The 24,633-nt window shown below is 54.5% G+C and carries 22 protein-coding genes; 4 read left to right on the top strand and 18 right to left on the bottom strand.

Going from position 1 to position 24,633, the window contains the following annotated elements:
* The 18 genes from ftsA to leuO form a co-directional block, all read right to left on the bottom strand.
* The coding region (gene ftsA / locus HP459_RS08330; RefSeq protein ID WP_171936099.1) for a cell division protein FtsA at positions 1-572 on the bottom strand (572 nt) is incomplete at its 3' end.
* Positions 569-1,411: a cell division protein FtsQ gene (gene ftsQ, locus HP459_RS08325; protein ID WP_003856342.1), complete on the bottom strand. Its 843-nt coding sequence runs from the start codon at positions 1,409-1,411 to the stop codon at positions 569-571. The genes ftsQ and ftsA, both read right to left, overlap by 4 nt.
* A gap of 1 nt (position 1,412) precedes the next feature.
* Positions 1,413-2,333, bottom strand: coding sequence for a D-alanine--D-alanine ligase (locus tag HP459_RS08320; RefSeq protein ID WP_023330111.1), 921 nt, complete (start codon positions 2,331-2,333; stop codon positions 1,413-1,415).
* Positions 2,326-3,801 (bottom strand): UDP-N-acetylmuramate--L-alanine ligase, encoded by a 1,476-nt coding sequence (gene murC, locus HP459_RS08315; protein WP_023299323.1) that lies wholly within the window; start codon positions 3,799-3,801, stop codon positions 2,326-2,328. Before murC ends, HP459_RS08320 begins: the two co-directional genes overlap by 8 nt.
* 59 nt (positions 3,802-3,860) lie before the next feature.
* The gene (gene murG / locus HP459_RS08310) at positions 3,861-4,925 is read right to left on the bottom strand and encodes an undecaprenyldiphospho-muramoylpentapeptide beta-N-acetylglucosaminyltransferase (protein WP_171936098.1); all 1,065 of its coding nucleotides are present in this window, start codon (positions 4,923-4,925) and stop codon (positions 3,861-3,863) included.
* On the bottom strand, positions 4,922-6,166 hold the full coding sequence (gene ftsW, locus HP459_RS08305; RefSeq protein ID WP_022647044.1) for a cell division protein FtsW: 1,245 nt from the start codon (positions 6,164-6,166) through the stop codon (positions 4,922-4,924). Before ftsW ends, murG begins: the two co-directional genes overlap by 4 nt.
* Complete coding sequence (murD, locus tag HP459_RS08300) at positions 6,166-7,482, bottom strand: UDP-N-acetylmuramoyl-L-alanine--D-glutamate ligase (protein ID WP_063853343.1); 1,317 nt, start codon at positions 7,480-7,482, stop codon at positions 6,166-6,168. Before murD ends, ftsW begins: the two co-directional genes overlap by 1 nt.
* A 2-nt stretch (positions 7,483-7,484) precedes the next feature.
* Complete coding sequence (gene mraY / locus HP459_RS08295) at positions 7,485-8,567, bottom strand: phospho-N-acetylmuramoyl-pentapeptide-transferase (RefSeq protein ID WP_003856353.1); 1,083 nt, start codon at positions 8,565-8,567, stop codon at positions 7,485-7,487.
* Complete coding sequence (gene murF / locus HP459_RS08290) at positions 8,561-9,919, bottom strand: UDP-N-acetylmuramoyl-tripeptide--D-alanyl-D-alanine ligase (RefSeq protein WP_171936097.1); 1,359 nt, start codon at positions 9,917-9,919, stop codon at positions 8,561-8,563. The genes mraY and murF overlap by 7 nt, the downstream gene beginning before the upstream one ends.
* Positions 9,916-11,403, bottom strand: a complete 1,488-nt coding sequence (gene murE, locus HP459_RS08285; protein ID WP_171936096.1) for a UDP-N-acetylmuramoyl-L-alanyl-D-glutamate--2,6-diaminopimelate ligase — start codon at positions 11,401-11,403, stop codon at positions 9,916-9,918. The genes murF and murE overlap by 4 nt, the downstream gene beginning before the upstream one ends.
* Entirely contained in the window at positions 11,390-13,156 is a 1,767-nt protein-coding gene (ftsI, locus tag HP459_RS08280) for a peptidoglycan glycosyltransferase FtsI (protein WP_022647040.1), read from the bottom strand. Before ftsI ends, murE begins: the two co-directional genes overlap by 14 nt.
* A 15-nt stretch (positions 13,157-13,171) precedes the next feature.
* The gene (gene ftsL, locus HP459_RS08275; RefSeq protein ID WP_003856363.1) at positions 13,172-13,537 is read right to left on the bottom strand and encodes a cell division protein FtsL; all 366 of its coding nucleotides are present in this window, start codon (positions 13,535-13,537) and stop codon (positions 13,172-13,174) included.
* Positions 13,534-14,475: a 16S rRNA (cytosine(1402)-N(4))-methyltransferase RsmH gene (rsmH, locus tag HP459_RS08270; RefSeq protein ID WP_003856366.1), complete on the bottom strand. Its 942-nt coding sequence runs from the start codon at positions 14,473-14,475 to the stop codon at positions 13,534-13,536. Before rsmH ends, ftsL begins: the two co-directional genes overlap by 4 nt.
* A gap of 2 nt (positions 14,476-14,477) precedes the next feature.
* Positions 14,478-14,936, bottom strand: coding sequence for a division/cell wall cluster transcriptional repressor MraZ (gene mraZ / locus HP459_RS08265; protein WP_014830641.1), 459 nt, complete (start codon positions 14,934-14,936; stop codon positions 14,478-14,480).
* Positions 14,937-15,527: 591 nt separating this feature from the next.
* Positions 15,528-16,532: a catabolite repressor/activator gene (cra, locus tag HP459_RS08260; protein ID WP_003856369.1), complete on the bottom strand. Its 1,005-nt coding sequence runs from the start codon at positions 16,530-16,532 to the stop codon at positions 15,528-15,530.
* Positions 16,533-16,708: 176 nt separating this feature from the next.
* Positions 16,709-17,203: an acetolactate synthase small subunit gene (ilvN, locus tag HP459_RS08255; protein ID WP_001252742.1), complete on the bottom strand. Its 495-nt coding sequence runs from the start codon at positions 17,201-17,203 to the stop codon at positions 16,709-16,711.
* Position 17,204: 1 nt separating this feature from the next.
* Positions 17,205-18,929, bottom strand: a complete 1,725-nt coding sequence (ilvI, locus tag HP459_RS08250; protein WP_063137935.1) for an acetolactate synthase 3 large subunit — start codon at positions 18,927-18,929, stop codon at positions 17,205-17,207.
* 376 nt (positions 18,930-19,305) lie between these two features.
* The gene (leuO, locus tag HP459_RS08245) at positions 19,306-20,250 is read right to left on the bottom strand and encodes a transcriptional regulator LeuO (RefSeq protein ID WP_022647036.1); all 945 of its coding nucleotides are present in this window, start codon (positions 20,248-20,250) and stop codon (positions 19,306-19,308) included.
* Between the two features lie 627 nt (positions 20,251-20,877).
* Between leuO and leuL the strand changes: the two genes are divergently transcribed.
* From leuL to leuC, 4 genes are all read left to right on the top strand, one after another.
* A complete protein-coding gene (leuL, locus tag HP459_RS23750; protein ID WP_057979999.1) occupies positions 20,878-20,964 on the top strand; it encodes a leu operon leader peptide in 87 nt (28 codons plus the stop codon).
* Positions 20,965-21,055: 91 nt separating this feature from the next.
* The gene (leuA, locus tag HP459_RS08235) at positions 21,056-22,627 is read left to right on the top strand and encodes a 2-isopropylmalate synthase (protein ID WP_022647035.1); all 1,572 of its coding nucleotides are present in this window, start codon (positions 21,056-21,058) and stop codon (positions 22,625-22,627) included.
* On the top strand, positions 22,627-23,718 hold the full coding sequence (leuB, locus tag HP459_RS08230) for a 3-isopropylmalate dehydrogenase (RefSeq protein WP_022647034.1): 1,092 nt from the start codon (positions 22,627-22,629) through the stop codon (positions 23,716-23,718). Before leuA ends, leuB begins: the two co-directional genes overlap by 1 nt.
* 2 nt (positions 23,719-23,720) lie before the next feature.
* The coding region (gene leuC, locus HP459_RS08225; protein ID WP_171936095.1) for a 3-isopropylmalate dehydratase large subunit at positions 23,721-24,633 on the top strand (913 nt) is incomplete at its 3' end.

The raw sequence follows: 24,633 nt of genomic DNA, 5'->3' as shown, positions 1-24,633 counted from the left end.
GCAAGTCCGGCGAAAATTAGTTGGTCAACTTTCAGGCCACAACGTTCAACGGCTTTTACAATGTTCTTCGCCATATCGTTGTGACATGTGATCAGGTGCACTTTTGCCTGCATACGTACGCCCGACAGACCGACCGGATTCTTGATACCTTCCTGGTAGTCGATCGCGTATTCTTGCGGGATCACATGCAGCACACGGTGCTCGTCGCGAACACGCACGGATTTCGCCGTGTGGACAACGTTCTCAACGTCTTCCTGCGTCACTTCTTCTTCAGAAATCGGCACCATACCGATTTCATTCTGGCAACTGATGTGCTTACCAGAAAGAGCCAGATAGACAGAGGAAATCTGGCAATCTGCCATCAATTCAGCCTGGTCGATGGCGCGCTGAACGCATTTCACCACCGACTCAAGGTCGTTTACCCCACCTTTATCCATACCACGGGAAGGGCAGCTGCCCACGCCAATGATATTGACCATACCGTCGGGCAGAACTTCCCCTACCAAAGCGGCAACCTTCGCGGTGCCAATCTCCAGTCCTACTACCAATTTTCTGTCCGTCGACTTGATCATTGTTGTTCTGCCTGTACCTGTGCCTGATTTTGTTGCTGATTAGGTTCCTCGACCGGAGCCGGCTCCCAACCGACTGCTGCGCCTGAGTCATAGCGCAAATCAACGTAGCTTATCCGTTTGCCATCCGTCTGCGCCTGCTGCTGTAAAACCGGGTAAAGTTCTACAAAACGCGCCAGACGTTTCATTGTGTCGCCGCGGCCAAGATTGAGCTTAATGCCATTCGTTAAGGTCAGCTGCCAGGAACGGCGCGCCGTCATCGCAGCATCTTTTAACGTAAAGCGATCCTTAGCCAGCACCTGCCCCATCTCACGAAAACCCTGCAATACTTCGTTTTCGCTGCCTTCCGGGCCATACAACATCGGTAAATTCTGCTTGTTGACACGATCGCTCGGGACGCTGAACGAATTTCCGTCTACGTCAACCATATGCTGATCATTCCAACGCGCAATCGGCACATATTCAACCAGATGAATCTTCAATTCATCAGGCCATTGCTTTCTGACACTCGCCTGTTTTATCCACGGCAGACGTTCAATCTGACTCTGGATAATGTTGACGTCCTGCGTCATAAAGGTGCCAGGCGACCCCAGCGCCAGAATTGACTGGCGAATGTCATCGTTACGCGTGTAGTGACGCTCTCCGGTCACTACCAGCTTCGACAGCGGCAACCGCTGTGCGTCTTCCATCCAGCCCAGCACCATCCAGCCGCTGATAAACACGGTGCACAGCACCCCGAGCAGGAAGATAATCCCTGCAAGACGCGTTCCATTACTCCGGCGCGAAGAAGAATATTCTTCTTCGTCATCGCGGTTGCGCGTGTTCAACGCAGCCTGAGACATATCAGCCCGCCTGGTCCAGAATACGTACGACTAATTGCGAGAAGCTCATTCCCGCCTGACGCGCCGCCATCGGCACAAGGCTATGGCTGGTCATACCCGGAGACGTGTTTGCTTCCAGCAGATAAAATTGCCCATCACCGTCAAGCATCACATCAATTCGTCCCCAGCCTCGGCATCCCAAAACATTCCAGGCTTTAAGCACCAGAGACTGTAATTCCGCTTCACGTTGTGCTTCAAGGCCAGCTGGGCAGAAATATTGCGTCTCATCAGAGAGATACTTCGCCTCATAATCATAGAAGACTCCGGCGGGTTGGATGCGAATTGACGGTAAAATTTCTTCACCAAGCATCGCGACGGTAAATTCCGGCCCGCTAAGCCATTTTTCAATCAGAACTTCTTCATCATGTTGAAATGCCAGAGCTAAAGCGTCAGCCAAATCTACAGCTTTATCAACTTTGGACATTCCCACGCTCGACCCTTCACGGCTAGGCTTCACAATAACCGGTAAGCCCAGTGCCGCAATGCGTGTATTAACGCTGTCCGACAAGCCCAATTCAAATTCACGGCGCGTCAGTGCAACCCATGGCGCAACGGGCAGACCCGCCCCCTGCCACAGCAGTTTGCTGCGCAGTTTATCCATGGAGATAGCGGATGCCATCACGCCACTGCCGGTGTACGGCATACCGATCAGCTCCAGCAGCCCCTGCAACGTGCCGTCTTCACCGCCGCGGCCATGCAACGCGATAAAGGCTTTATCGAAGCCCATCGCTTTCAGCTGCGTAACGTCCACCTCTTTCGGATCAACCGGATGCGCGTCCACGCCACCTTCACGCAGGCCCGCCAGCACGGCAGCGCCCGAATTCAGAGAAACCTCGCGTTCGGCGGAAGTGCCGCCAAACAGGACAGCAATCTTATCAGCCATGACGCTCGTCCTCCTGAGTTTGCGGCTTCAGTTTGATTTCAGCTAAGGTACGGGCGATTTTGCCGATATTTCCCGCACCCTGAATCAGGATCAGATCGTTACCCGTCAGGACCGGGGCAAGCATTTCAGCTACCTGCGCCGGGTCGGGGACCAGGATAGGGTCCACTTTACCGCGTCCGCGGATGGTACGACATAAAGACCGACTGTCCGCGCCCGGAATCGGCGCTTCGCCCGCGGCATAAACATCCAGCATCAGCAGGGTATCGACCTGCGAAAGGACGTTGGCAAAATCGTCATACAGATCGCGGGTACGTGTGTAACGGTGCGGCTGGAAGATCATGACCAGATTCTTTTCCGGCCAACCCGCGCGTGCCGCTTTGATGGTTGCGTCCACCTCCGTCGGATGGTGACCGTAGTCATCGACCAGCATCGCAGAACCTGGCTTACCGTTTACTGGCTCCAGTGGGAACTCACCCAGGAAGTCGAAGCGACGGCCCGTTCCCTGGAAGCTTTCCAGCGCGCGCAGGATCGCCTCATCATCAATGCCTTCTTCCGTTGCAACAGCCACCGCCGCCGCAGCATTCAGGGCATTGTGACGTCCCGGCGCGTTCAGGGTGACATGCAGGAGCTCTTTATCCTGGCGTGCCAGGGTGAAATGTCCCTGCGCACCAATCTGCTTATAATCTTCCACGCGTACATCAGCGTCTTCGCTGAAGCCGTAGGTGGTAATTTGACGCCCGACGCGCGGCAGCAGCTCGCGGATCACTGGGTCGTCCACGCACATCACCGCACGGCCATAGAACGGCAGGTTGTGCAGGAAGTTAATAAAGGTCTGCTTTAAGTTCTCGAAGTCGCCCTGGTAGGTATCCATATGGTCAGCTTCGATATTGGTGACGATAGCCACCATTGGCTGTAGATGCAGGAACGACGCGTCGCTCTCATCCGCTTCCGCAATCAGATAACGGCTGTGGCCCAGACGCGCATGCACGCCAGCGGCTTTCACCAGACCACCGTTAACGAACGTTGGGTCGAGACCCGCTTCCGCATAAATGCTGGAGACCATCGCTGTTGTTGTGGTTTTACCGTGCGTACCGGCCACCGCAATGCCGTGACGGAAACGCATCAGTTCAGCCAGCATTTCCGCGCGACGGATCACCGGAATGCGCGCCTCATGCGCCGCAACGATTTCCGGGTTATCCGCGGAGATCGCGCTGGACACTACAACCACGCTCGCATCGCTCACGTTTTCCGGGCGATGATTGAAATAGATAGTCGCCCCCAGCGACGCCAGCTGCTGCGTAACAGGGTTTGGCGCCAGGTCAGACCCGCTGATCTGATAGCCTTCGTTAGCTAACACTTCGGCAATACCGCCCATGCCAGCACCACCGATGCCGACAAAGTGAATGTGCCGGACGCGACGCATCTCGGGCACGATAGAACGCAGTTTTGCCAGTTGTTGTGTATTCATTCTCTAAACGCCATCGACTACTTCAAAAAAATCGTGCAGCGCAACACGCGCTGCGAGAATTATGCCTGGGCTGCCAGGCTCACTTCTTTTGCCACCCGTTCCGTTGCATCCGGGATAGCGGTCGCGCGTGCGCGTTGCGCCATCTCCAGTAATACATCCCGGTTCCAGCCCGCCAGGGTAGTGGCGACCGCATCAGCGGTAAATTGTGGCTGCTCAAAAATCATCGCGGCACCCGCTTTCTCAAGCGGCAGCGCATTCCAGTACTGCTGTCGGTCTTTGTGCTGGAACGGCACAAACAGCGCCGGCAAACCGGCGGCGGCGATTTCGCTCACCGTCAGCGCGCCCGAGCGACAGACCACGACATCGGCCCAGGCATAGGCTGCGGCCATATCATCAATAAATTCAGTCACTTTATGCTGCGGCTGACCTTCCTGCGCGTAAGCCTGCTCAACGCTCTGCTGAGCGCCCTTCCCGCTCTGGTGCCAGATGGTCACCGCATCACCCAGTTTTGCCGCAACCTGTGGCATCGTCTGGTTTAAAATACGTGCGCCCTGTGAACCGCCGACAACCAGCACGCGCACCGGCCCTTCGCGACCCGCCAGACGCGTATCTGGCAGCGGCAGCGCCAGCACGTCCACACGCACCGGGTTCCCTACGACATCCGCTTTCGGGAATGCCCCGGGGAAGGCCTGCATAACTTTGGTGGCGATTTTTGCCAGCCATTTGTTGGTCAACCCGGCAATACCGTTCTGCTCATGCAGAACAACAGGGATGCCCAGTGACCACGCCGCCAGTCCTCCCGGACCGGAAACGTAGCCGCCCATGCCCAGAACGACGTCAGGCTTAAAGCGCTTCATAATGTCGCGCGCCTGACGCCAGGCATTGAAAATGCGCACCGGCGCCAGCAGCAGCGCCTTGATCCCTTTGCCACGAAGGCCAGAAATACGAATAAAGTCGATCTCGATACCGTGTTTAGGTACAAGGTCGGCTTCCATGCGGTCTGCGGTTCCCAGCCAGCGTACCTGCCAGCCCTGTTCCATTAAATGGTGCGCAACCGCCAGCCCCGGGAACACGTGTCCGCCGGTACCGCCTGCCATCACCATTAACCGCTTCGGTTGATTCATCGTGAACCTCGTGTAAACGCCTGAGCTTTCTCCAGACGCGTTTCATAATCTATGCGTAACAAAAACATGATGGCCGTCGACATGATCAACAGACTCGAACCACCATAACTGATCAACGGCAACGTCAGACCTTTGGTCGGCAGCATACCCGCTGCGGCCCCAACGTTTACCAGTGCCTGGAAGCTAAACCAGATACCAATTGAGCAGGCCAGGAAACCGGAGAAGCGGTGATCGATCTCCAGCGCTTTACGGCCAATCGACATGGCGCGGAAAGCGACGAAGAATACCATTAATAGCGCCAATACCACACCGATATAACCCAGTTCTTCCCCAATAATGGAGAAGATAAAGTCGGTATGCGCCTCCGGTAAATACTCCAGTTTTTGCACCGAGTTGCCCAGGCCTTGGCCCCAGACTTCGCCGCGGCCAAACGCCATCAGCGACTGTGTCAGCTGATAACCGCTGCCGAACGGATCTTCCCATGGGTTCCAGAACGAGGTCACACGGCGGATACGGTATGGTTCGGCGAGGATCAGCAGCACCACCGCCGAAATCCCCATCCCGATGATGGCAATGAACTGCCACAGTTTTGCTCCCGCCAGGAACAGCATCGCCAGCGTAGTGACAAACAGTACGACTACCGTACCGAGGTCGGGCTGCGCCAGCAGCAGGATCGCAAGCACCAGAATCACGCCCATCGGTTTTAAGAAGCCGCGCAGGTTGTTACGAACTTCGTCGACTTTACGCACCAGGTAGTTTGCCAGGTAGCAGAACAACGAAAGCTTGGTGAACTCTGCAGGCTGAATACGCAGCGGACCAAAGGCGATCCAGCGTGATGCCCCGTTAACGGAGCTCCCGACGACCAGAACGATCAACAGCATGATGATTGAGGCGATAAGCATGGCCGTACTGTGCCGCTGCCAGAACGACATCGGCAGGCGTAAGGTGATCATCGCCAGGCAGAATGCGAGAATGATGTACAATCCGTCACGCTTGGCAAACAGGAACGGATCGTTTGCCAGACGCTGTCCGACAGGCATCGACGCCGAGGTGACCATAATAAAGCCGGTCGCAGCCAGCCCCAGCGTGAGCCAGAACAGCGTGCGGTCGTACATAATCAGGCTGTCGGAATCTTTATCCCGTGAAGCCATCACCCAGCCTTTCAGCGCCGTAAACAGCCATACCAGGATACCAAACCCTGGCAGACGCGGCATTTTCAGGCGAGGGAGAGATAAACGCATCAGCCTAACTCCTTCGCCAGGCGGGTAAAGACATCGCCCCGCTGTTCGAAATTCTTAAATTGATCGAGGCTGGCACAGGCTGGCGAGAGCAGCACCATATCGCCGGGCTTCACGCGGGGGGCGATAAGGCGCATCGCCTGTTCCATGGTCTCGGTTTGTTCGGCGACCTCAGGACGCAACGCCGCAAGCTCGCTGCCATCGCGGCCAAAGCAATAAAGGCGCACGTTGTCACCGTTGAGGTACTGCTTCAGCGAGGAGAAATCGGCTGATTTACCGTCGCCGCCCAGCAGCAGATGCAGTGTGCCTTCAACGTGCAGACCGTTCAATGCCGCCTCGGTGCTACCCACATTGGTTGCTTTGGAATCGTTAATCCAGCGTACGCCTTTGTGCTCCAGCGCCAGCTGAAAACGGTGAGCCAGGCCGGTAAAGGTGGTCAGCGCCTTCAGGCTTGAAGATCGCGGCAGGCCAACGGCATCCGCTAGCGCCAGCGCCGCCAGCGCGTTGGTGTAGTTATGCTGGCCGGAGAGCATCATCTCTTTCACGTTCAGCACCTTCTCACCTTTCACCCGCAGCCAGGTTTCGCCCTGCTGGCGGTTAAGGTGATAGTCACCCATGTTAATACCGAAGCTAATGCAGCGATCGTCTGCGCCACGCACCGGCATGGTGAGTGCATCATCGGCATTCACCACGCAGACTTTGGCATTTTCATAGACACGCAGCTTGGCCGCGCGGTACTGCTGCAAGCCGAACGGGTATCTGTCCATATGATCTTCGGTGACATTAAGGATCGTCGCTGCCGCCGCATGCAGGCTTGAAGTGGTTTCCAGCTGGAAGCTGGAAAGCTCAAGTACAAACAGCTCACACCCTTTATCGAGCAGCATCAACGCGGGCAGACCAATGTTACCGCCCACGCCGACATTTTTGCCCGCCGCTTTCGCCATCTCACCCACCAGGGTGGTGACGGTGCTTTTACCGTTTGAACCGGTAATGGCAACGATCGGGGCCTGCGCCTCCCGGCAGAACAGTTCGATATCGCCAACAATCTCAACGCCTGCATCCGCCGCGGCACTCAGCGAAGGATGCGCCAGCGCCATGCCCGGGCTGGCAACAATCAGATCGGCGACCAGCAGCCACTCATCATTCAGACCACCCAGGTGGCGTTCAACCTGCTCCGGCAGCTTGTCCAGACCCGGCGGAGAGACGCGCGTATCCATCACGCGCGGCGTCACGCCACGCGCAAGGAAAAAGTCCACGCAGGAGAGGCCGGTAAGGCCCAACCCGATGATAACGACTTTTTTGCCCTGGTAATCTGCCATGATTAACGTACCTTCAGCGTTGCCAGGCCAATCAGCACCAGCATCAGCGAAATAATCCAGAAGCGCACAATGACGCGCGGCTCCGGCCAGCCTTTCAGTTCATAGTGGTGGTGAATCGGTGCCATACGGAAGATGCGCTGGCCGCGCAGCTTGAAGGAACCGACCTGCAAAATCACCGACAGGGTCTCAACCACAAACACACCGCCCATAATCACCAGCAGGAACTCCTGACGCAGCAGCACGGCGATAATGCCCAGCGCGCCGCCCAGTGCCAGTGAACCGACGTCGCCCATAAAGACCTGCGCCGGATAGGTGTTGAACCACAGGAAGCCCAGCCCCGCGCCGACAATCGCCGTACAGACGATCACCAGCTCACCAGCGTGTCGCAGGTACGGGATGTGCAGGTAGTTTGCAAAGTTCATGTTACCGGTCGCCCACGCCACTAGCGCGAAACCGCCCGCGACAAACACGGTTGGCATGATGGCCAGGCCGTCCAGACCATCGGTCAGATTGACGGCGTTGCCGGTGCCGACGATCACAAAGTAAGCCAGCAGAATGTAGAACAGCCCCAGCTGCGGCATCACGTCTTTGAAGAACGGCACCACCAGCTCGGTGGCCGGGGTGTCTTTTCCTGCCAGGTAAAGCGCGAAGGCCACACCCAGCGCAATTACCGACATCCAGAAATACTTCCAGCGCGCGATCAAACCTTTGGTGTCTTTGCGCACGACTTTGCGGTAGTCATCAACAAAACCGATGATCCCGTAGCCAACCAGAACAGTCAGCACGCACCAGACGTAGGGGTTAGACGGATAAGCCCACAGCAGAACGGACACCACAATCGCGGTCAGGATCATGATCCCGCCCATGGTCGGCGTACCGCGCTTGCTGAAATGCGATTCCGGACCATCGTTGCGTACAACCTGGCCGAAAGAGAGTTTTTGCAAACGGGCAATCATGCGCGGGCCCATCCACAACGAGATGAACAGCGCAGTCAGCAGGCTGACGATGGCGCGAAACGTCAGATAGGAAAAGACGTTAAAGCCTGAATAATATTTGACCAAATGTTCGGCCAGCCAAACTAACATGTCCCGTTCTCCTGTAATGCGTGCACAACCTCTTCCATGGCGGCACTACGTGAACCTTTAACTAAAACAGTCACAATCTGTTTTTCTGTAATCAATGCCTTCAGGCGTTCGATCAGTGCAGATTTATCGGCAAAATGTTCGCCAACTTCACTGGCATCGGAAATGGCCTTGCTCAGCGTGCCTGCGCTCAGTACGCGGTCAAGCCCGGCAGCTTTCGCCGCTTCGCCAACCTGTACGTGGCAGGCTTCGCTTTCATCACCCAGCTCGGCCATATCGCCAACAACCATCACGCGATAGCCCGGCATCTCAGACAAGACCTGCACGGCCGCCGTCATGGAGCCGACGTTAGCGTTGTAGGAGTCATCCAGCAGGAGTTTGTTTTCAGCCAGCTGGATCGGGAACAGACGCCCCGGCACGGCTTTTAAATTTGCCAGACCAGTTTTTATCGCAGCATGTGAGGCACCTACCGCCATTGAGAGCGCTGCCGCAGCAAGCGCATTGGCGATGTTATGACGACCCGGCAACGGCAGCAGCACGTCGATGTCGCCCGTTGGGGTCATGAGGGTGAACTCGGTGCCGTGTGACGTCACATGAATGTTGGTCGCCGAAAAATCACTGTTTGCCGCATTCGGGGAGAAGCGCCAGGTTTTGCGTGAACCAATGATGCTCTGCCAGTTCAGCCAGTCATTGTTATCGGCATTCATAATGGCGATGCCGTCATCCGGCAGGCCGGTATAAATTTCACCTTTCGCTTTCGCCACACCGGCCAGCGAACCAAAACCTTCAAGATGTGCCGCCGCCAGGTTATTCACCAGCGCCGCTTCCGGACGCGTCAGGCTCACGGTCCAGGCGATTTCGCCTTGATGGTTAGCCCCTAACTCAATCACCGCATATTCATGCTCGTGGGTCAGGCGCAGCAGCGTCATCGGTACACCGATGTCATTATTAAGGTTGCCCGCCGTATAAAGCGTGTTTCCGCACTGGCTAAGGATCGCCGCCGTCATCTCTTTAACGGAGGTTTTGCCCGACGAGCCCGTCAGCGCCACGACGCGTGTTGGCACCTGCTGGCGAACCCATGCCGCCAGCTCACCAAACGCCAGGCGCGTATCTTTCACCACAATCTGCGGCAAATCGATATCGAGCTTACGGTTGACCAGCAGCGCACCCGCGCCGTTATCTTTAGCCTGTTGCGCAAAATCGTGGGCGTCAAAACGTTCACCCTTCAGCGCCACAAACAGGCAGCCCACCGTCACCTTACGGGTGTCGGTGGTCACAGCCTCGATGGTCAGATCCTGACCATGCAGCATCCCCTGCAATACCGCAGCGGCCTGGCTTAACGTAATGCTAATCATGCCACCACTCCCAGCAGACGCGCTGCCGTCACGCGGTCGGAGTAATCCAGACGACGATTGCCGACGATCTGATAATCTTCATGACCTTTACCGGCCAGCAGAACCACATCGTTCTCCTGCGCCTGCATAATGGCGTTAGTCACGGCCTCCGCACGGCCTTCGACCACGCGCGCACGACCCGCATCCAGCATGCCCGCCAGAATGTCGTTGATAATGGCCCTCGGCTCTTCGGTACGCGGGTTGTCATCGGTCACCACGGGAATATCCGCGAACTGCTCAGCGATGGCGCCCATCAGCGGACGTTTGCCCTTGTCGCGATCGCCACCGCAGCCAAACACGCACCAGAGCTTGCCTGCGCAGTGCAGACGCGCCGCTTCCAGCGCTTTTTCCAGCGCATCCGGCGTGTGGGCGTAATCCACGACCACCGTCGGCTTGCCCGGCGCACTGAACACTTCCATGCGGCCACAGACCGGTTGCAAACGCTCAGACGTTTTCAGCAGATCCACCATCGGGTAATCCAGCGCCAGCAGCGTCGCCAGCGCCAGCAGCAGGTTACTGACGTTGAAAGCCCCCATCAGGCGGCTTTCAATTTCACCTTCGCCCCAGGTGGAAGCAAAGCGGATCGTCGCCCCGCTATCGTGGTAGTTCACTTCGACTGCCTTCAGCCAGCGGCCACGACAGTTCGGATTAATGCGATCTTCCATCGACACCGCCACCGCATCTGGCAGTTTTTCCAGCCAGCGGCGACCGACTTCGTCGTCGGCGTTAATGATCGCCTGCCCGTGGTGGTGAGTGGAATAAAGCAGCCATTTCGCCGCTTCGTAGTGCTCCATATCACCATGATAATCAAGGTGATCGCGGCTCAGGTTAGTAAAGACAGAGGCGGCAAATTTCAGTGCCGCCACGCGATGTTGTACCAGACCATGGGAGGAGACCTCCATCGCCGCGAAGGTCGCCCCCTGCTCTGCAAGGCCTGCCAGCACACGCTGCACGTCAACCGCCGAGCCTGTAGTGTTTTCCGTCGGGCTTACTTTGCCCAGAATACCGTTCCCCACCGTGCCCATGACGGCACCGGTTTCACCCAGCAGCTGAGCCCACTGCGCCATCAACTGAGTGGTGGTGGTTTTTCCGTTGGTTCCTGTCACGCCAACAAGCTTTAACTGGTCGGAAGGTTCGTTGTAAAAACGTCCTGCCAGCGCGGAGAGACGCTCATTCAGCTGGCTGAGATAGATGACCGGCACGCCGTGCATTTCACGGATCTCACCGTCTGTTGCCTCATCTTTGGCCTCAGCAATAATGGCAGCAACACCTTGCGCAATCGCCTGCGGGATATAACGACGCCCGTCCGCCTGATGACCTACCACTGCCACAAAAAGATCGCCAGAAGCCGCTACGCGGCTGTCCAGTACCATCTCTCGCAGTGCTCGCGCAGGTAGCATAGGCACCCACGGAGCAAGAAGGTCGCGCAAATTACGATCTGCCACCTGTTCCCTCGCCTTGATTAATTACAAATTCACTTTTTTCGCCCGTCGCCAGCGCATCCGGTTCAATGTTCATGGTGCGCAACACGCCGCCCATAATAGCCCCGAACACAGGCGCGGAGACGGCGCCGCCGTAGTATTTACCCGCCTGCGGATCGTTGATGACGACCACCAGCGCAAAACGCGGATTGCTTGCAGGCGCTACGCCTGCGGTATAGGCAATGTATTTGTTGATATAGCGGCCGTCCGGCCCCACTTTTTTCGCTGTACCGGTTTTGATGGCGATACGATAGCCCTTAATCGCGGCCTTCACGCCACCACCACCGGGCAGCGCGACGCTTTCCATCATATGTACGACGGTACGAACGATAGATTCCGGGAAAACACGTTCCCCCGGTACCGGTGGATCAACTTTGGTGATCGACAGCGGGCGATAAATGCCATAGCTGCCAATCGTTGCGTAGACTCGCGCTAACTGTAAGGGAGTTACCATTAGCCCGTAGCCGAAAGAGAAGGTGGCCCTCTCTATGTCAGACCACCGTTGTTTTTGAGGATATAAGCCACTGCGTTCTCCGACCAACCCCAAATTGGTCGCCTTTCCCAGCCCAAAACGTGAGTAAGTATCTACTAACGCTGAGGACGGCATCGCTAACGCCAGTTTTGACACACCGACGTTACTCGACTTCTGTAAGACCCCGGTCAGGGTCAGTTCGCTGTAACGTGCCACGTCTTTTATTTCGTGGCCGTTAATTCGATAAGGGATCGTATTCAGAACGGTATTTTCGTTGACGATGCCCCGCTGTAGAGCCGTCATCACCACCATAGGTTTTACGGTTGAACCGGGTTCAAACACATCGGTGATGGAGCGGTTACGCATCGCATCTTTTGCTGTACCGGCAAAATTATTCGGGTTGTATGAGGGACTACTGGCCATCGCCAGCACTTCACCTGTCGCCACATCCACCAGCACGGCACTGCCCGATTCCGCCTTGTTAAACGCGACGGCGTTGTTCAGCTCACGATAGACCAGCGCCTGCAAGCGCTCATCAATACTCAGGGCCAGGTTGTGCGCGGCCTGGCTGTCTGTCGAGGAAATATCTTCAATGACGCGACCATAGCGGTCTTTACGCACGATTCGCTCGCCAGGCTGGCCGGTAAGCCACTTGTCGAAGCTTTTTTCAACGCCTTCAATCCCCTGGCTATCCACGTTGGTGAAGCCAATCAGGTGCGCGGTGACTTCGCCGGAAGGATAATAACGGCGGGATTCTTCCCGCAGATGAATGCCGGGCAGCTTAAGTTTTTTAATGTAATCAGCCATGTCAGGGTTCACCTGACGGGCAAGATAGATGAAGCGCCCTTTCGGGTTGGCGTTAACGCGTGACGCCAGCTGATCCAGCGGCATTTTCAACGCGTCTGAGAGCGCCTTCCAGCGGTTATCAAGGGTGATCCCGCCTGCGTCATGCAGCTCTTTAGGATCGGCCCAGATCGCCTTCACCGGTACGCTCACCGCCAGCGGGCGGCCGGAGCGGTCGGTGATCATCCCACGAGAGGTAGAAACTTCCTGCACGCGCAGAGAACGCATATCACCCTGACGTACCAGCATGTCAGGCGCGATGATTTGTAGCCACGCCACGCGTCCCAGCAGGAAACCCAGCGCCAGTAAAATGCAGCCGCAAAGCAACGCAAAACGCCAACTGATAAAGTTGGCCTGTTCTTCCTGGCGTTTTGGTTTTAGCGTTTTTGCCGCTGCTTTCATGCGTCGCGTTTTCCCTTATTTTTGTACTACGATATTTTCCTGCGAAGGATCAACATGCTGTAATTGCAGTTTTTCCGTTGCGATCCGTTCAACCCGGCTGTGATCGCCGAGCGCGTTTTCTTCAAGGATCAGATTTCGCCATTCAATATCCAGCGCATCGCGTTCCAGTACCATCTGTTCGCGCTGCGCAGTTAACAAACGGGTATGGTGAGCGGTGGTTACCACCATGACTGCCGTCACAATGATGCAAATGAACAAGCAGAGTGGCAGCTTCCCAAACCGCAAAAGATCGTCGCCGATCACGCCAGGCAAGGCATGGCGCTCGTTGCTTCCTAACGATCCCTTAACTTTGCTTAGGGTCTCTGTCACTCTGCTGATCATGCGTTCGTCCTCTCTGCAATACGCAGCACTGAACTACGGGCACGTGGATTCTCTGCCACCTCTTCTTCGCCCGGCATCAACTTGCCTAATGCTCGCAACTGACGGCCTCCCAGCTTTCTGAGTTGTTCTTCCGTCATCGGCAGCCCAGCTGGAACCTGCGGACCGCGGCTCTGTTCACGCATAAAGCGCTTAACGATGCGATCTTCCAGCGAATGGAAGCTGATGATGGATAACCGCCCACCCGGGGCCAGCACGTCGAGCGAGCTTTTTAGCGCCAGCTCTATTTCCTCCAGTTCACTGTTTACCCAGATACGAACCGCCTGGAAGGTACGGGTCGCAGGATGTTTGTGCTTGTCCTTCACTGGCGTTGCCGCCGCGATGACTTCTGCCAGCTCTTTGGTACGGGTCATTGGCTCAACGCGGTTGCGCTCCACGATGGCGCGCGCAATACGTTTGCCAAAGCGTTCTTCGCCGAAGGTTTTGATCACCCAGGCAATATCCGCTTCGTCAGCAGTTTGTAACCACTCGGCGGCAGACTGGCCGCGGGTGGGGTCCATACGCATATCCAGCGGACCGTCGCGCATAAAGGAGAAGCCGCGTTCTGCATCATCAAGCTGTGGTGAAGAGACGCCAAGATCGAGGAGGATCCCGTCGATTTTGCCGGTCAGGCCGCGCTCGGCGACATAATCCGCAAGCGCAGAGAAAGGTCCATGCACGATGGAAAAGCGAGGGTCATCGATGGTTTGCGCAACGGCAATCGCCTGCGGATCGCGGTCAATTGCCAGCAGGCGCCCTTCCGCTCCAAGCTGAGAGAGGATCAAACGCGAGTGGCCACCGCGACCAAAAGTGCCATCAATATAGATGCCATCTGGACGAATATTCAGGCCGTTAACGGCCTCATCCAGCAGCACCGTTGTATGTTTATAATTTTCCATCATATTTATAGAGACAAGTCCTGCAGCCGTTCCGATAATGTTGCGGAATCAGACTGCTCAGCGTCGATATCTTCCTTGACCTGTTGATACCAGGTCGTTTCGTCCCACAGTTCAAACTTGTTGAACTGCCCGACCAGCATCACTTCTTTAGTCAGACCGGCATGTTGCCGCAACACAGGCGCAATCAATAATCGCCCGGCGCTATCCATCTGACATTCACTGGCATGTCCCAATAACAACCGCTGTACGCGGCGTTCCTGCGGGTTCATGCTCGACAGTCGCGACAGCTTTTGCTCAATGATTTCCCATTCAGGCAAAGGATAAAGCAGCAGGCAGGGGGAGTTGATGTCAATGGTGCAAACCAGTTGACCCGAAGCGTTCTCAATCAGCTGGTCACGGTATCGGGTTGGTACCGATAAACGCCCTTTGCTGTCGAGATTGACTAACGTTGCTCCACGGAACATGCCTGCCTCACCCCTCCTCACCACTTTAACCCACAAATTCCCACCTGAAGGAGTTTACGGAGCGAGGGAAAAGCTTGTCAAGCCAGGACTCTCTCTGTACGGACCCGAAAGCATCCTATTTACAGAGCAAGAGTGACCTGGCTAATAACTAAACAACTGGCGAGGCAAAATTAACGTTATGAATATTTGTAAGAAAAAAACCGAATATGCACACGAGCGTTAAGACTCACTCAATATCATCGCAGGGAAATATAAAGTGTCAGTTTGCGACGCGGGCAGCATTTTAAGGCATATCGCCGGGGGATAACAGCACCAGTTTAATCCCGAGGCAATATGGATTCGTTCGTGTGCATTGAGGCCTGGAGGGAGAGTGAAAAATGGCTGAATATTCATCGGCTGGCGCCTGTTTGTAACAAAACAATACAAAGAAATGTCAGTCAAAAATTTATAATTGTGCTTTTTAACACCAAAATGGATTCAGAAAAATAGCAGGCTATGAATCTTAGAGATAAATCCTAATTTTTATCCGGGAATTATTTATCGCAATAAATTCGCCGCAAAAGGGGCAGTTATACCGCCCCTGTGGAAATATTAATGGCGGCTCAAAATTCCGCGCCGATAGAGATTACGTTTGATACGCGTAAGTCCGGGTTTAGGCTTGCGGGGTTCATCCAGGCTTGCCAGAACAATCTCCAGCACGCGCTCGGCGACGTCGCGGTGACGCTGAGCCACCGCCAGCACTGGACATTGCAGGAAGTCGAGCAGTTCGTTATCACCGAAGGTAGCAATCGCCAGATCGGATGGCAGCTTGCCATCGCGACGTAACGTCACGTCCATCACTCCCTGCAACAGAGCAAACGAGGTGGTAAACAACGCCTGCGGCATCGGGTGCGTTTCCAGCCATTTCTCGAACAGCTGGGCAGCCGCTTCGCGCTCATAACTGTTGGCATAGAGATAATGAACGTCACGCGGATCGTCTTTCCATGCCGTACGGAACCCTTGTTCACGCAGGAAGCTTACCGAAAGTTCAGGCAAAGCGCCAAGATACAGCACCGTTTCAGCCGGGAAGGTACGCAGCTCGGCAGCCAGCATTTCTGCATCGTCCTGATCGGCACCCACGACGCTGGTGAAATGTTCACGATCGAGCGCACGATCCAGCGCCACTATCGGGAACGGATCGTTCGCCCAGCGCTGATAGAACGGATGCTCGGGTGGTAAAGAGGTCGACACGATGATGGCATCAACCTGACGTTGCAGCAGATGCTCAATGCAGCGCATCTCGTTGTCGGGCTGATCCTCGGAGCAGGCAATCAACAGCTGATAGCCCCGCTGACGAGCCTGACGTTCCAGATAGTTGGCGATGCGGGTATAGCTGGTGTTTTCCAGGTCCGGGATCACCAGGCCAATAGAGCGGGTGCGCCCGGCACGTAAACCTGCGGCGACAGCATTCGGATGGTAATTATGCTCACGAACGACTGCCATCACTTTCTCAACGGTCTTATCGCTGACACGATACTGCTTTGCTTTACCGTTAATCACATAGCTGGCCGTGGTTCTCGACACGCCGGCGAGCCGGGCGATTTCATCCAGTTTCACAATTGCCCCTCAAAAAAAGAAAAGAGTCCATGGCCCTGTCAAGGTTATGGTTAAATATTTTAACATCTAAACGCAGAATAGCCTTCACGGCAACCGCTTTTGTCTGCGTTGTCGGCGGATTACGCAAAAAAAAGCCCGGCTTTGGCTACCGGGCTGAAAGAGGCGAACCTATTGCGCTACTCACGCATGATTTTATCGCCGCGCGAGAGGCCAACAACGCCAGAGCGCGCAACTTCAACAATTTTTGCCACATCCCTGACAGAGGCCAGGAAAGCGTCCAGCTTATCGCTCGTTCCGGCAAGCTGGACAGTATATATAGAAGGCGTGACGTCAATAATCTGCCCACGGAAAATATCCGTGTTGCGCTTGACCTCTTCACGGCCGTAACCGCTGGCCTGAATTTTCACCAGCATCACTTCACGTTCGACGTAAGCACCCTGCCCCAGCTCGCTGACGCGCAGTACGTCCACCAGCTTGTGTAATTGCTTTTCGATCTGCTCAAGCACTTTCGCATCGCCGACAGTCTGGATCGTCATGCGCGAGAGCGTAGGATCATCGGTCGGTGCCACGGTCAGGCTTTCAATGTTATAGCCGCGCTGGGCAAAAAGCCCAATAACCCGCGACAGTGCGCCCGACTCATTTTCCAGTAATACAGATAATATCCGGCGCATATCAGGTTCTCTCCGTTTTGCTTAACCACATTTCATCCATACCACCGCCACGAATATGCATCGGATAAACGTGCTCTGTGCCATCGACGATAACGTCCATGAAGACAAGGCGATTGTTTTTAACGTGCTCAAGCGCTTCGCCGAGCTTCGCTTCCAGCTCTGACGGATGGGTTACCCGCATGCCAATATGACCATAGGCTTCAGCCAGACGGACAAAGTCCGGAAGTGATTTCATATAGGACTGGGAGTGACGGCCCGAATAAATCATATCCTGCCACTGTTTTACCATGCCGAGGTAACCGTTATTCAGGTTCAGCACCAGCACTGGCAGTTCATATTGCAGCGCAGTAGAAAGTTCCTGAATATTCATCTGTATACTGCCGTCACCCGTTACGCAGATAACCGTTTCGTTTGGCAACGCCAGCTTTACCCCCAGCGCGGCGGGCAAACCAAAGCCCATCGTGCCGAGCCCGCCTGAGTTGATCCAGCGACGCGGTTTATCAAACGGGTAATACAGCGCAGCAAACATCTGATGCTGGCCCACGTCAGAAGTGACATACGCATCGCCATTGGTCAGACGCCAGATCGTCTCGATCACCGCCTGCGGTTTGATGTTCTCACTTTGCGTGTCGTATTTAAGGCACTGACGGCCACGCCATTGCTCGATTTGTTGCCACCAGTCGCGGATCTCGTCCAGCGGTTGAGAGGCGGTCTCCTGCGCCAGCAGATCCAACATTTGATCCAGCACCTGTCGTGCGTCTCCCACGATCGGCACATCCGCCGGCACCGTTTTAGAGATAGAAGTAGGATCGATATCAATGTGCAGCACCGTCGCATTCGGGCAGTATTTCGCCAGGTTGTTCGTGGTGCGATCGTCAAAACGCACGCCGACGGCAAAAATCACGTCAGAATTGTGCATCGTCATATTGGCTTCGTAGGTGCCGTGCATACCCAGCATGCCCAGCGCCTGCCGATGCGTGGCAGGGAATGCCCCCAGCCCCATCAGTGATGACGCAACAGGAAGATTGAGCTTCTCGATCAGTTCGCGTAGTTGCGTTTCGCAGGCTGCATTGACGGCGCCGCCCCCCACATAGACCACCGGTTTTTTCGCAGACAGCAGCGTTTGCAGCGCACGTTTAATCTGTCCTTTGTGCCCTTGCGTGGTCGGATTATACGAACGCATGCTCACCGACTCAGGCCAAAGGTAAGGCAGTTTATTCGCCGGATTGAGAATATCTTTTGGCAGATCGACAACCACTGGCCCAGGACGACCGCTGGCGGCCAGCCAGAAGGCTTTTTTCAGTACGCCCGGGATATCTTCAGTTTGTTTAACCAGAAAGCTGTGCTTCACCACGGGGCGTGAGATCCCCACCATGTCGCACTCCTGAAACGCATCATAGCCAATCAGCGACGTCGCCACCTGTCCGGAAAGAATGACCAGTGGAATAGAGTCCATATACGCAGTCGCTATGCCGGTAATGGCATTGGTCGCCCCCGGCCCGGAAGTGACCAGCACAACACCCACTTCGCCCGTGGCGCGGGCCAGGCCGTCAGCCATATGCACAGCAGCCTGTTCATGACGAACCAGAACATGATCAATACCGCCTACCGTGTGCAGCGCGTCATAAATATCGAGAACCGCGCCTCCGGGATAGCCGAACACTTGTTTCACGCCCTGATCGATAAGCGATCGGACGACCATTTCCGCGCCAGACAACATCTCCATGCTTTGCCTCCAGGCTTTTGTTATAGACGGTCTACAGAATTCATTTCCGCGCCGTCTTCTGACAGGGTAAACCCATCTTATAATGTGCAGAGTGATGGATACCTTAACCGCTCGTTATGAGGCAGGCAATTAGCAAACGGGATGCGGGAATGAGCAATAAAAGCAGAAAAAACAGCTGACAGACATGAATATGGTGAATTCGTCTGGTATGAGTGGAGACAATAATAATTCATCTCTTAAAAAGAGGATGGATCAGGAAATCATCTATTTTTGAGCATGCATAAGTAACTGAAAAAATGAACACAGAACATAATATCGCCAGTTTTAAAAACCGCAGAATAAACCGCATGACGCCATGCGGTTTATTCACCAGAACCTAGCGACGGCAAATATTGATCAGCAGCTCTTCCATCCACTGATGCCCTTTATCCCGACCCGCAGCCTCATGCCAGGAAAGATAACAGGTACGGCTATTAAGCTTGAGCGGCAGAGGTAAAATTTGCAGATTCAGTGAATCGGAGAACTCTTCAGCAAGCCAGCGCGGCGCAATAGCGACTAACTGCGTCTGAGAAACGACATTTAATACGCTGACCATGGCCATTCCCTGATAAGCCACGCTGGCTTGTTTATCGGCGGTGTCATACCACGGCTGACTGAATGAGGCATATCTGTCAAGAGCAACAACGGCGTGTTGCTCACTGTAAACATCGCTTTCACGCAGCGGCGAATTCATACGGGGATGTTTTTTACTGGCGACTAACACCATTTCGTCTTTGAACAACGGAACACAGGCAAACTCTGGACGGCGGAACTCTTCGTATCCCAGAACAAACTCTGTTTCCTGATAACGAAGCTGGTGTTCAGTGTTTTGATTTAATGATGATTTAAAAACGAGATGAATATTTGGGGCGATCTGTTCAACTTTATTATATATAACAGACGTCAAATAATTATCTAACGGACTGCAAACACAGAGATGGAAAACCCGCTCACTGCTTAAGGGTTCAAAGCCCGAACCGGGAAGTTCATTTTGAACCAGCTGTAGCGCCTGACGAATCGAACCGAATAGCTGGAATGCACGCGCTGTAGGCTGAATTCCCCTCCCATAACGAACGAATAACTCGTCGTTAAACATCACCTTAAGTCTGGCTACGGCATTACTCACGGCAGGCTGAGACATTCCCAGAGATTGCGCTGCTCGCGTAATATTCTGCTCCTGCATCACTGCATCGAATACAGTTAACAAGTTAAGATCCACTGTGCGTAACTGAGGCTTAACCCCATCATAAGTCTGTGGTTGGTTAATATTATTTTCTGGCATTTCTGACTCCACCGTCACGCTAAATTCCCTTTGCCCAGGTACAGTAATAACTTCGAAAAATATGATTTACCATGCATATACAACAAGCGAAAGGAAATTATTTAAAATTCGGAATATATAAAGAGCCCCATTCACCGAGCGGCTTTACGCACCCCATAAATGAAGAGTTAAAAATCGTTCAAAAGATATCTCAAACTTTATTGTGAGCATGAAACCATAAACCAGACAAATACACAATCAACGCTCTCATTAATAATGACTTAAGCGTTAATAAACTATTAATAGTATACAACGCATATTCATTAACAAATTGATATCAATTTTGATAACTTACTTACCCGTAAATCATTCATGAAGTTTATAAATCAATGATATGAAACACATTCCATTTCATAGCATGTTGGTGAAAATAGTATGTTCAATTGCTACCAATTATATTCAAATTATTCCAGAGATGAATCCCCAGTCCAATAATAGACAATAAAATCGTTTAGCCACGCAAAAACCAGCACAATTAGCTAATGTATTCTCCCTGCGTTGGGTCCCCGTTTTGTCGGGGAGGGGTTGACATGAGTCGGCGTATCCAGTACCACTAAAAGCATACCGCATTCACCTGGAGCAGGATTCATGATTCGCACCCTTCGTTTCACCGGTCTACTACTACTAAACGCATCCACTGTGCGCGGTAGACTGGCGGGCGAAATTCAGCGTTGAATCGTCTTCAGTAAAACTAAAAACCCGCGCCACTGCGCGGGTTTTTTTATGCTCGTAGCAAGGCGCCCTAAGACTGACAAGGACCTAACCCATGAGCCAGCAAGTCGTTATTTTCGATACTACTTTACGTGACGGTGAACAGGCATTACAGGCGAGCCTGAGTGTTAAAGAAAAACTGCAAATTGCGCTGGCCCTGGAACGCATGGGTGTAGACGTAATGGAGGTCGGTTTTCCTGTCTCCTCGCCGGGTGATTTTGAGTCAGTGCAGACTATCGCCCGCACCATCAAAAACAGCCGCGTGTGCGCTCTGGCTCGCTGCGTTGAGAAAGATATCGATGTGGCCGCGGAATCCCTGAAAGTTGCAGAAGCTTTCCGTATCCATACTTTTATTGCCACCTCCCCCATGCACATTGCAACCAAGTTGCGCAGCACGCTGGATGAAGTGATCGAACGTGCGGTGTATATGGTTAAACGGGCGCGTAACTACACTGACGACGTGGAATTTTCCTGTGAAGATGCAGGCCGCACGCCGATTGACGATTTGGCCCGTGTAGTGGAAGCCGCTATTAATGCCGGAGCCAGAACCATCAACATCCCGGATACCGTCGGCTACACCATGCCGTTTGAGTTTGCCAACATCATTACTGGTCTGTATGACCGCGTACCAAATATTGATAAAGCCATTATCTCTGTACACACCCACGATGACCTGGGTCTGGCCGTTGGCAATGCTATCGCGGCGGTGCACGCCGGCGCGCGTCAGGTAGAAGGCGCGATGAACGGCATCGGCGAACGCGCAGGCAACTGTTCGCTGGAAGAAGTGATCATGGCGATCAAAGTGCGCAAAGACATCATGGACGTGCACACACGCATCAATCACAACGAAATCTGGCGCACCAGCCAGACCGTCAGCCAGATTTGCAACATGCCGATCCCGGCCAACAAAGCGATTGTCGGTACGGGCGCGTTCGCTCACTCTTCCGGTATTCACCAGGATGGCGTGCTGAAGAACCGTGAAAACTACGAAATCATGACTCCGGAATCCATCGGTCTGAACCAGGTTCAGTTGAACCTGACCTCACGCTCTGGTCGCGCGGCAGTGAAGCACCGTATGGAAGAGATGGGCTACAAGGACAGCGATTACAACATGGATCAGCTGTACGACGCCTTCCTGAAGCTGGCGGACAAGAAGGGCCAGGTGTTCGATTACGATCTGGAAGCGCTGGCATTCATCAACAAACAGCAGGAAGAGCCAGAGCACTTCCGTCTGGACTACTTCAACGTCCAGTCCGGCTCAAGCGACATCGCCACCGCCTCCGTGAAGCTGGCCTGCGGGGATGAAATTAAAGCGGAAGCCGCCAACGGCAACGGCCCTGTGGATGCCATTTACCAGGCGATTAACCGCGTCACTGAGTACGACGTAGAGCTGGTGAAATACGACCTGACGGCTAAAGGGCACGGTAAAGACGCCCTGGGTCAGGTGGATATCGTCGTCAATTATAACGGTCGCCGCTTCCACGGTGTGGGTCTGGCGACAGATATCGTCGAATCCTCCGCGAAAGCGATGGTGCATGTCCTGAACAACATCTGGCGCGCCGCCGAAGTCGAAAAAGAGTTGCAACGCAAAGCTCAGAATAAAGAGAACAACAAGGAAACCGTGTGATGTCGAAGAATTACCATATTGCTGTGTTGCCGGGTGACGGTATTGGCCCGGAAGTGATGGCACAGGCGCTGAAAGTACTGGAAGCCGTTCGTTCGCGTTTTGCGATGAAAATTACCACCAGCCACTACGATGTGGGCGGTATTGCAATTGATAACCACGGTACGCCATTGCCGAAAGCCACTGTGGAAGGCTGTGAAAATGCCGATGCCGTGCTGTTTGGCTCCGTGGGCGGCCCTAAGTGGGAACATTTGCCGCCAGCAGAGCAGCCGGAGCGCGGTGCGCTGCTGCCGCTGCGTAAACATTTCAAACTGTTCAGCAACCTGCGTCCGGCGAAGCTGTACCCGGGGCTGGAAGAGTTCTGCCCGCTGCGCGCGGATATCGCGGCCAACGGTTTCGACATTCTCTGCGTGCGTGAGCTGACCGGCGGCATCTACTTCGGTCAGCCAAAAGGTCGCGAAGGCAGCGGTCAGCATGAGAAAGCGTTTGATACCGAGGTCTATCACCGTTTTGAAATTGAACGTATCGCCCATATCGCGTTTGAGTCAGCGCGCAAACGCCGCCGTAAAGTGACCTCTATTGATAAAGCGAACGTGCTCCAGTCTTCCATTTTGTGGCGCGAAATCGTCAGTGAAGTCGCTAAGCAGTACCCGGACGTTGCGCTGTCGCATATGTATATCGACAACGCAACGATGCAGCTGATCAAAGATCCGTCTCAGTTTGACGTGCTGCTGTGCTCCAACCTGTTCGGCGATATTCTCTCGGATGAATGCGCCATGATCACTGGCTCCATGGGCATGCTGCCCTCGGCCAGCCTGAACGAAGAAGGCTTTGGCCTGTACGAACCGGCGGGGGGCTCCGCGCCGGATATCGCAGGCAAAAACATCGCCAACCCGATTGCGCAGATCCTCTCCCTGGCTCTGCTGCTGCGCTACAGCCTGGATGCAGGCGATGCAGCAACCGCAATTGAAAACGCCATTAACCGGGCGTTAGAAGAAGGCGTCCGTACCGGTGATTTAGCACGCGGCACGGCGGCAGTCAGTACCGATGAAATGGGCGACATCATTGCCCGCTATGTCGCTGAAGGGGTGTAATCATGGCTAAGACGTTATATGAGAAGTTGTTTGATGCGCACGTTGTTTACGAGACGCCAGACGAAACCCCACTGTTGTACATCGACCGTCATCTGGTACACGAAGTGACGTCTCCTCAGGCATTTGACGGCCTGCGTGCGCACAAGCGCCCGGTGCGTCAGCCGGGTAAAACCTTTGCCACGATGGATCACAACGTTTCCACCCAGACCAAAGACATTAATGCATCTGGCGAGATGGCGCGTATCCAGATGCAGGAGCTGATTAAGAACTGTAACGAGTTTGGCGTGGAGCTGTACGATCTGAACCACCCCTATCAGGGCATCGTCCACGTAATGGGGCCTGAACAGGGTATTACTCTGCCGGGCATGACCATTGTCTGCGGCGACTCCCACACCGCGACGCACGGCGCATTTGGCGCCCTGGCGTTCGGGATTGGCACCTCTGAAGTGGAACACGTTCTGGCGACGCAGACCCTGAAGCAGGGCCGCGCCAAAACCATGAAGATTGAAGTGAAGGGGAAAGCCGCGCCGGGTATCACCGCGAAAGATATCGTGCTGGCGATTATCGGCAAAACCGGCAGTGCAGGCGGTACCGGTCACGTCGTTGAGTTCTGCGGCGACGCTATCCAGGCGCTGAGCATGGAAGGTCGTATGACCCTGTGCAACATGGCCATTGAGATGGGTGCCAAAGCAGGCCTGGTGGCCCCAGACGACACCACCTTCAACTATGTGAAGGGGCGTCTTCATGCGCCGAAAGGACAGAATTTTGACGACGCGGTAGCGTACTGGAAAACCCTGAAAACGGACGAGGGGGCAATTTTTGATACCGTTGTGACGTTGCAGGCGGAAGAGATCGCCCCGCAAGTCACCTGGGGCACCAACCCGGGCCAGGTCATTTCCGTCAACGACTGCATTC

The organism is Enterobacter sp. CM29 (assembly GCF_013179605.1).
Lineage (GTDB): Bacteria > Pseudomonadota > Gammaproteobacteria > Enterobacterales > Enterobacteriaceae > Enterobacter > Enterobacter intestinihominis.
Note: the sequence above shows the minus strand (reverse complement) of the source record. Positions and strands in the feature narration are given on the sequence as shown.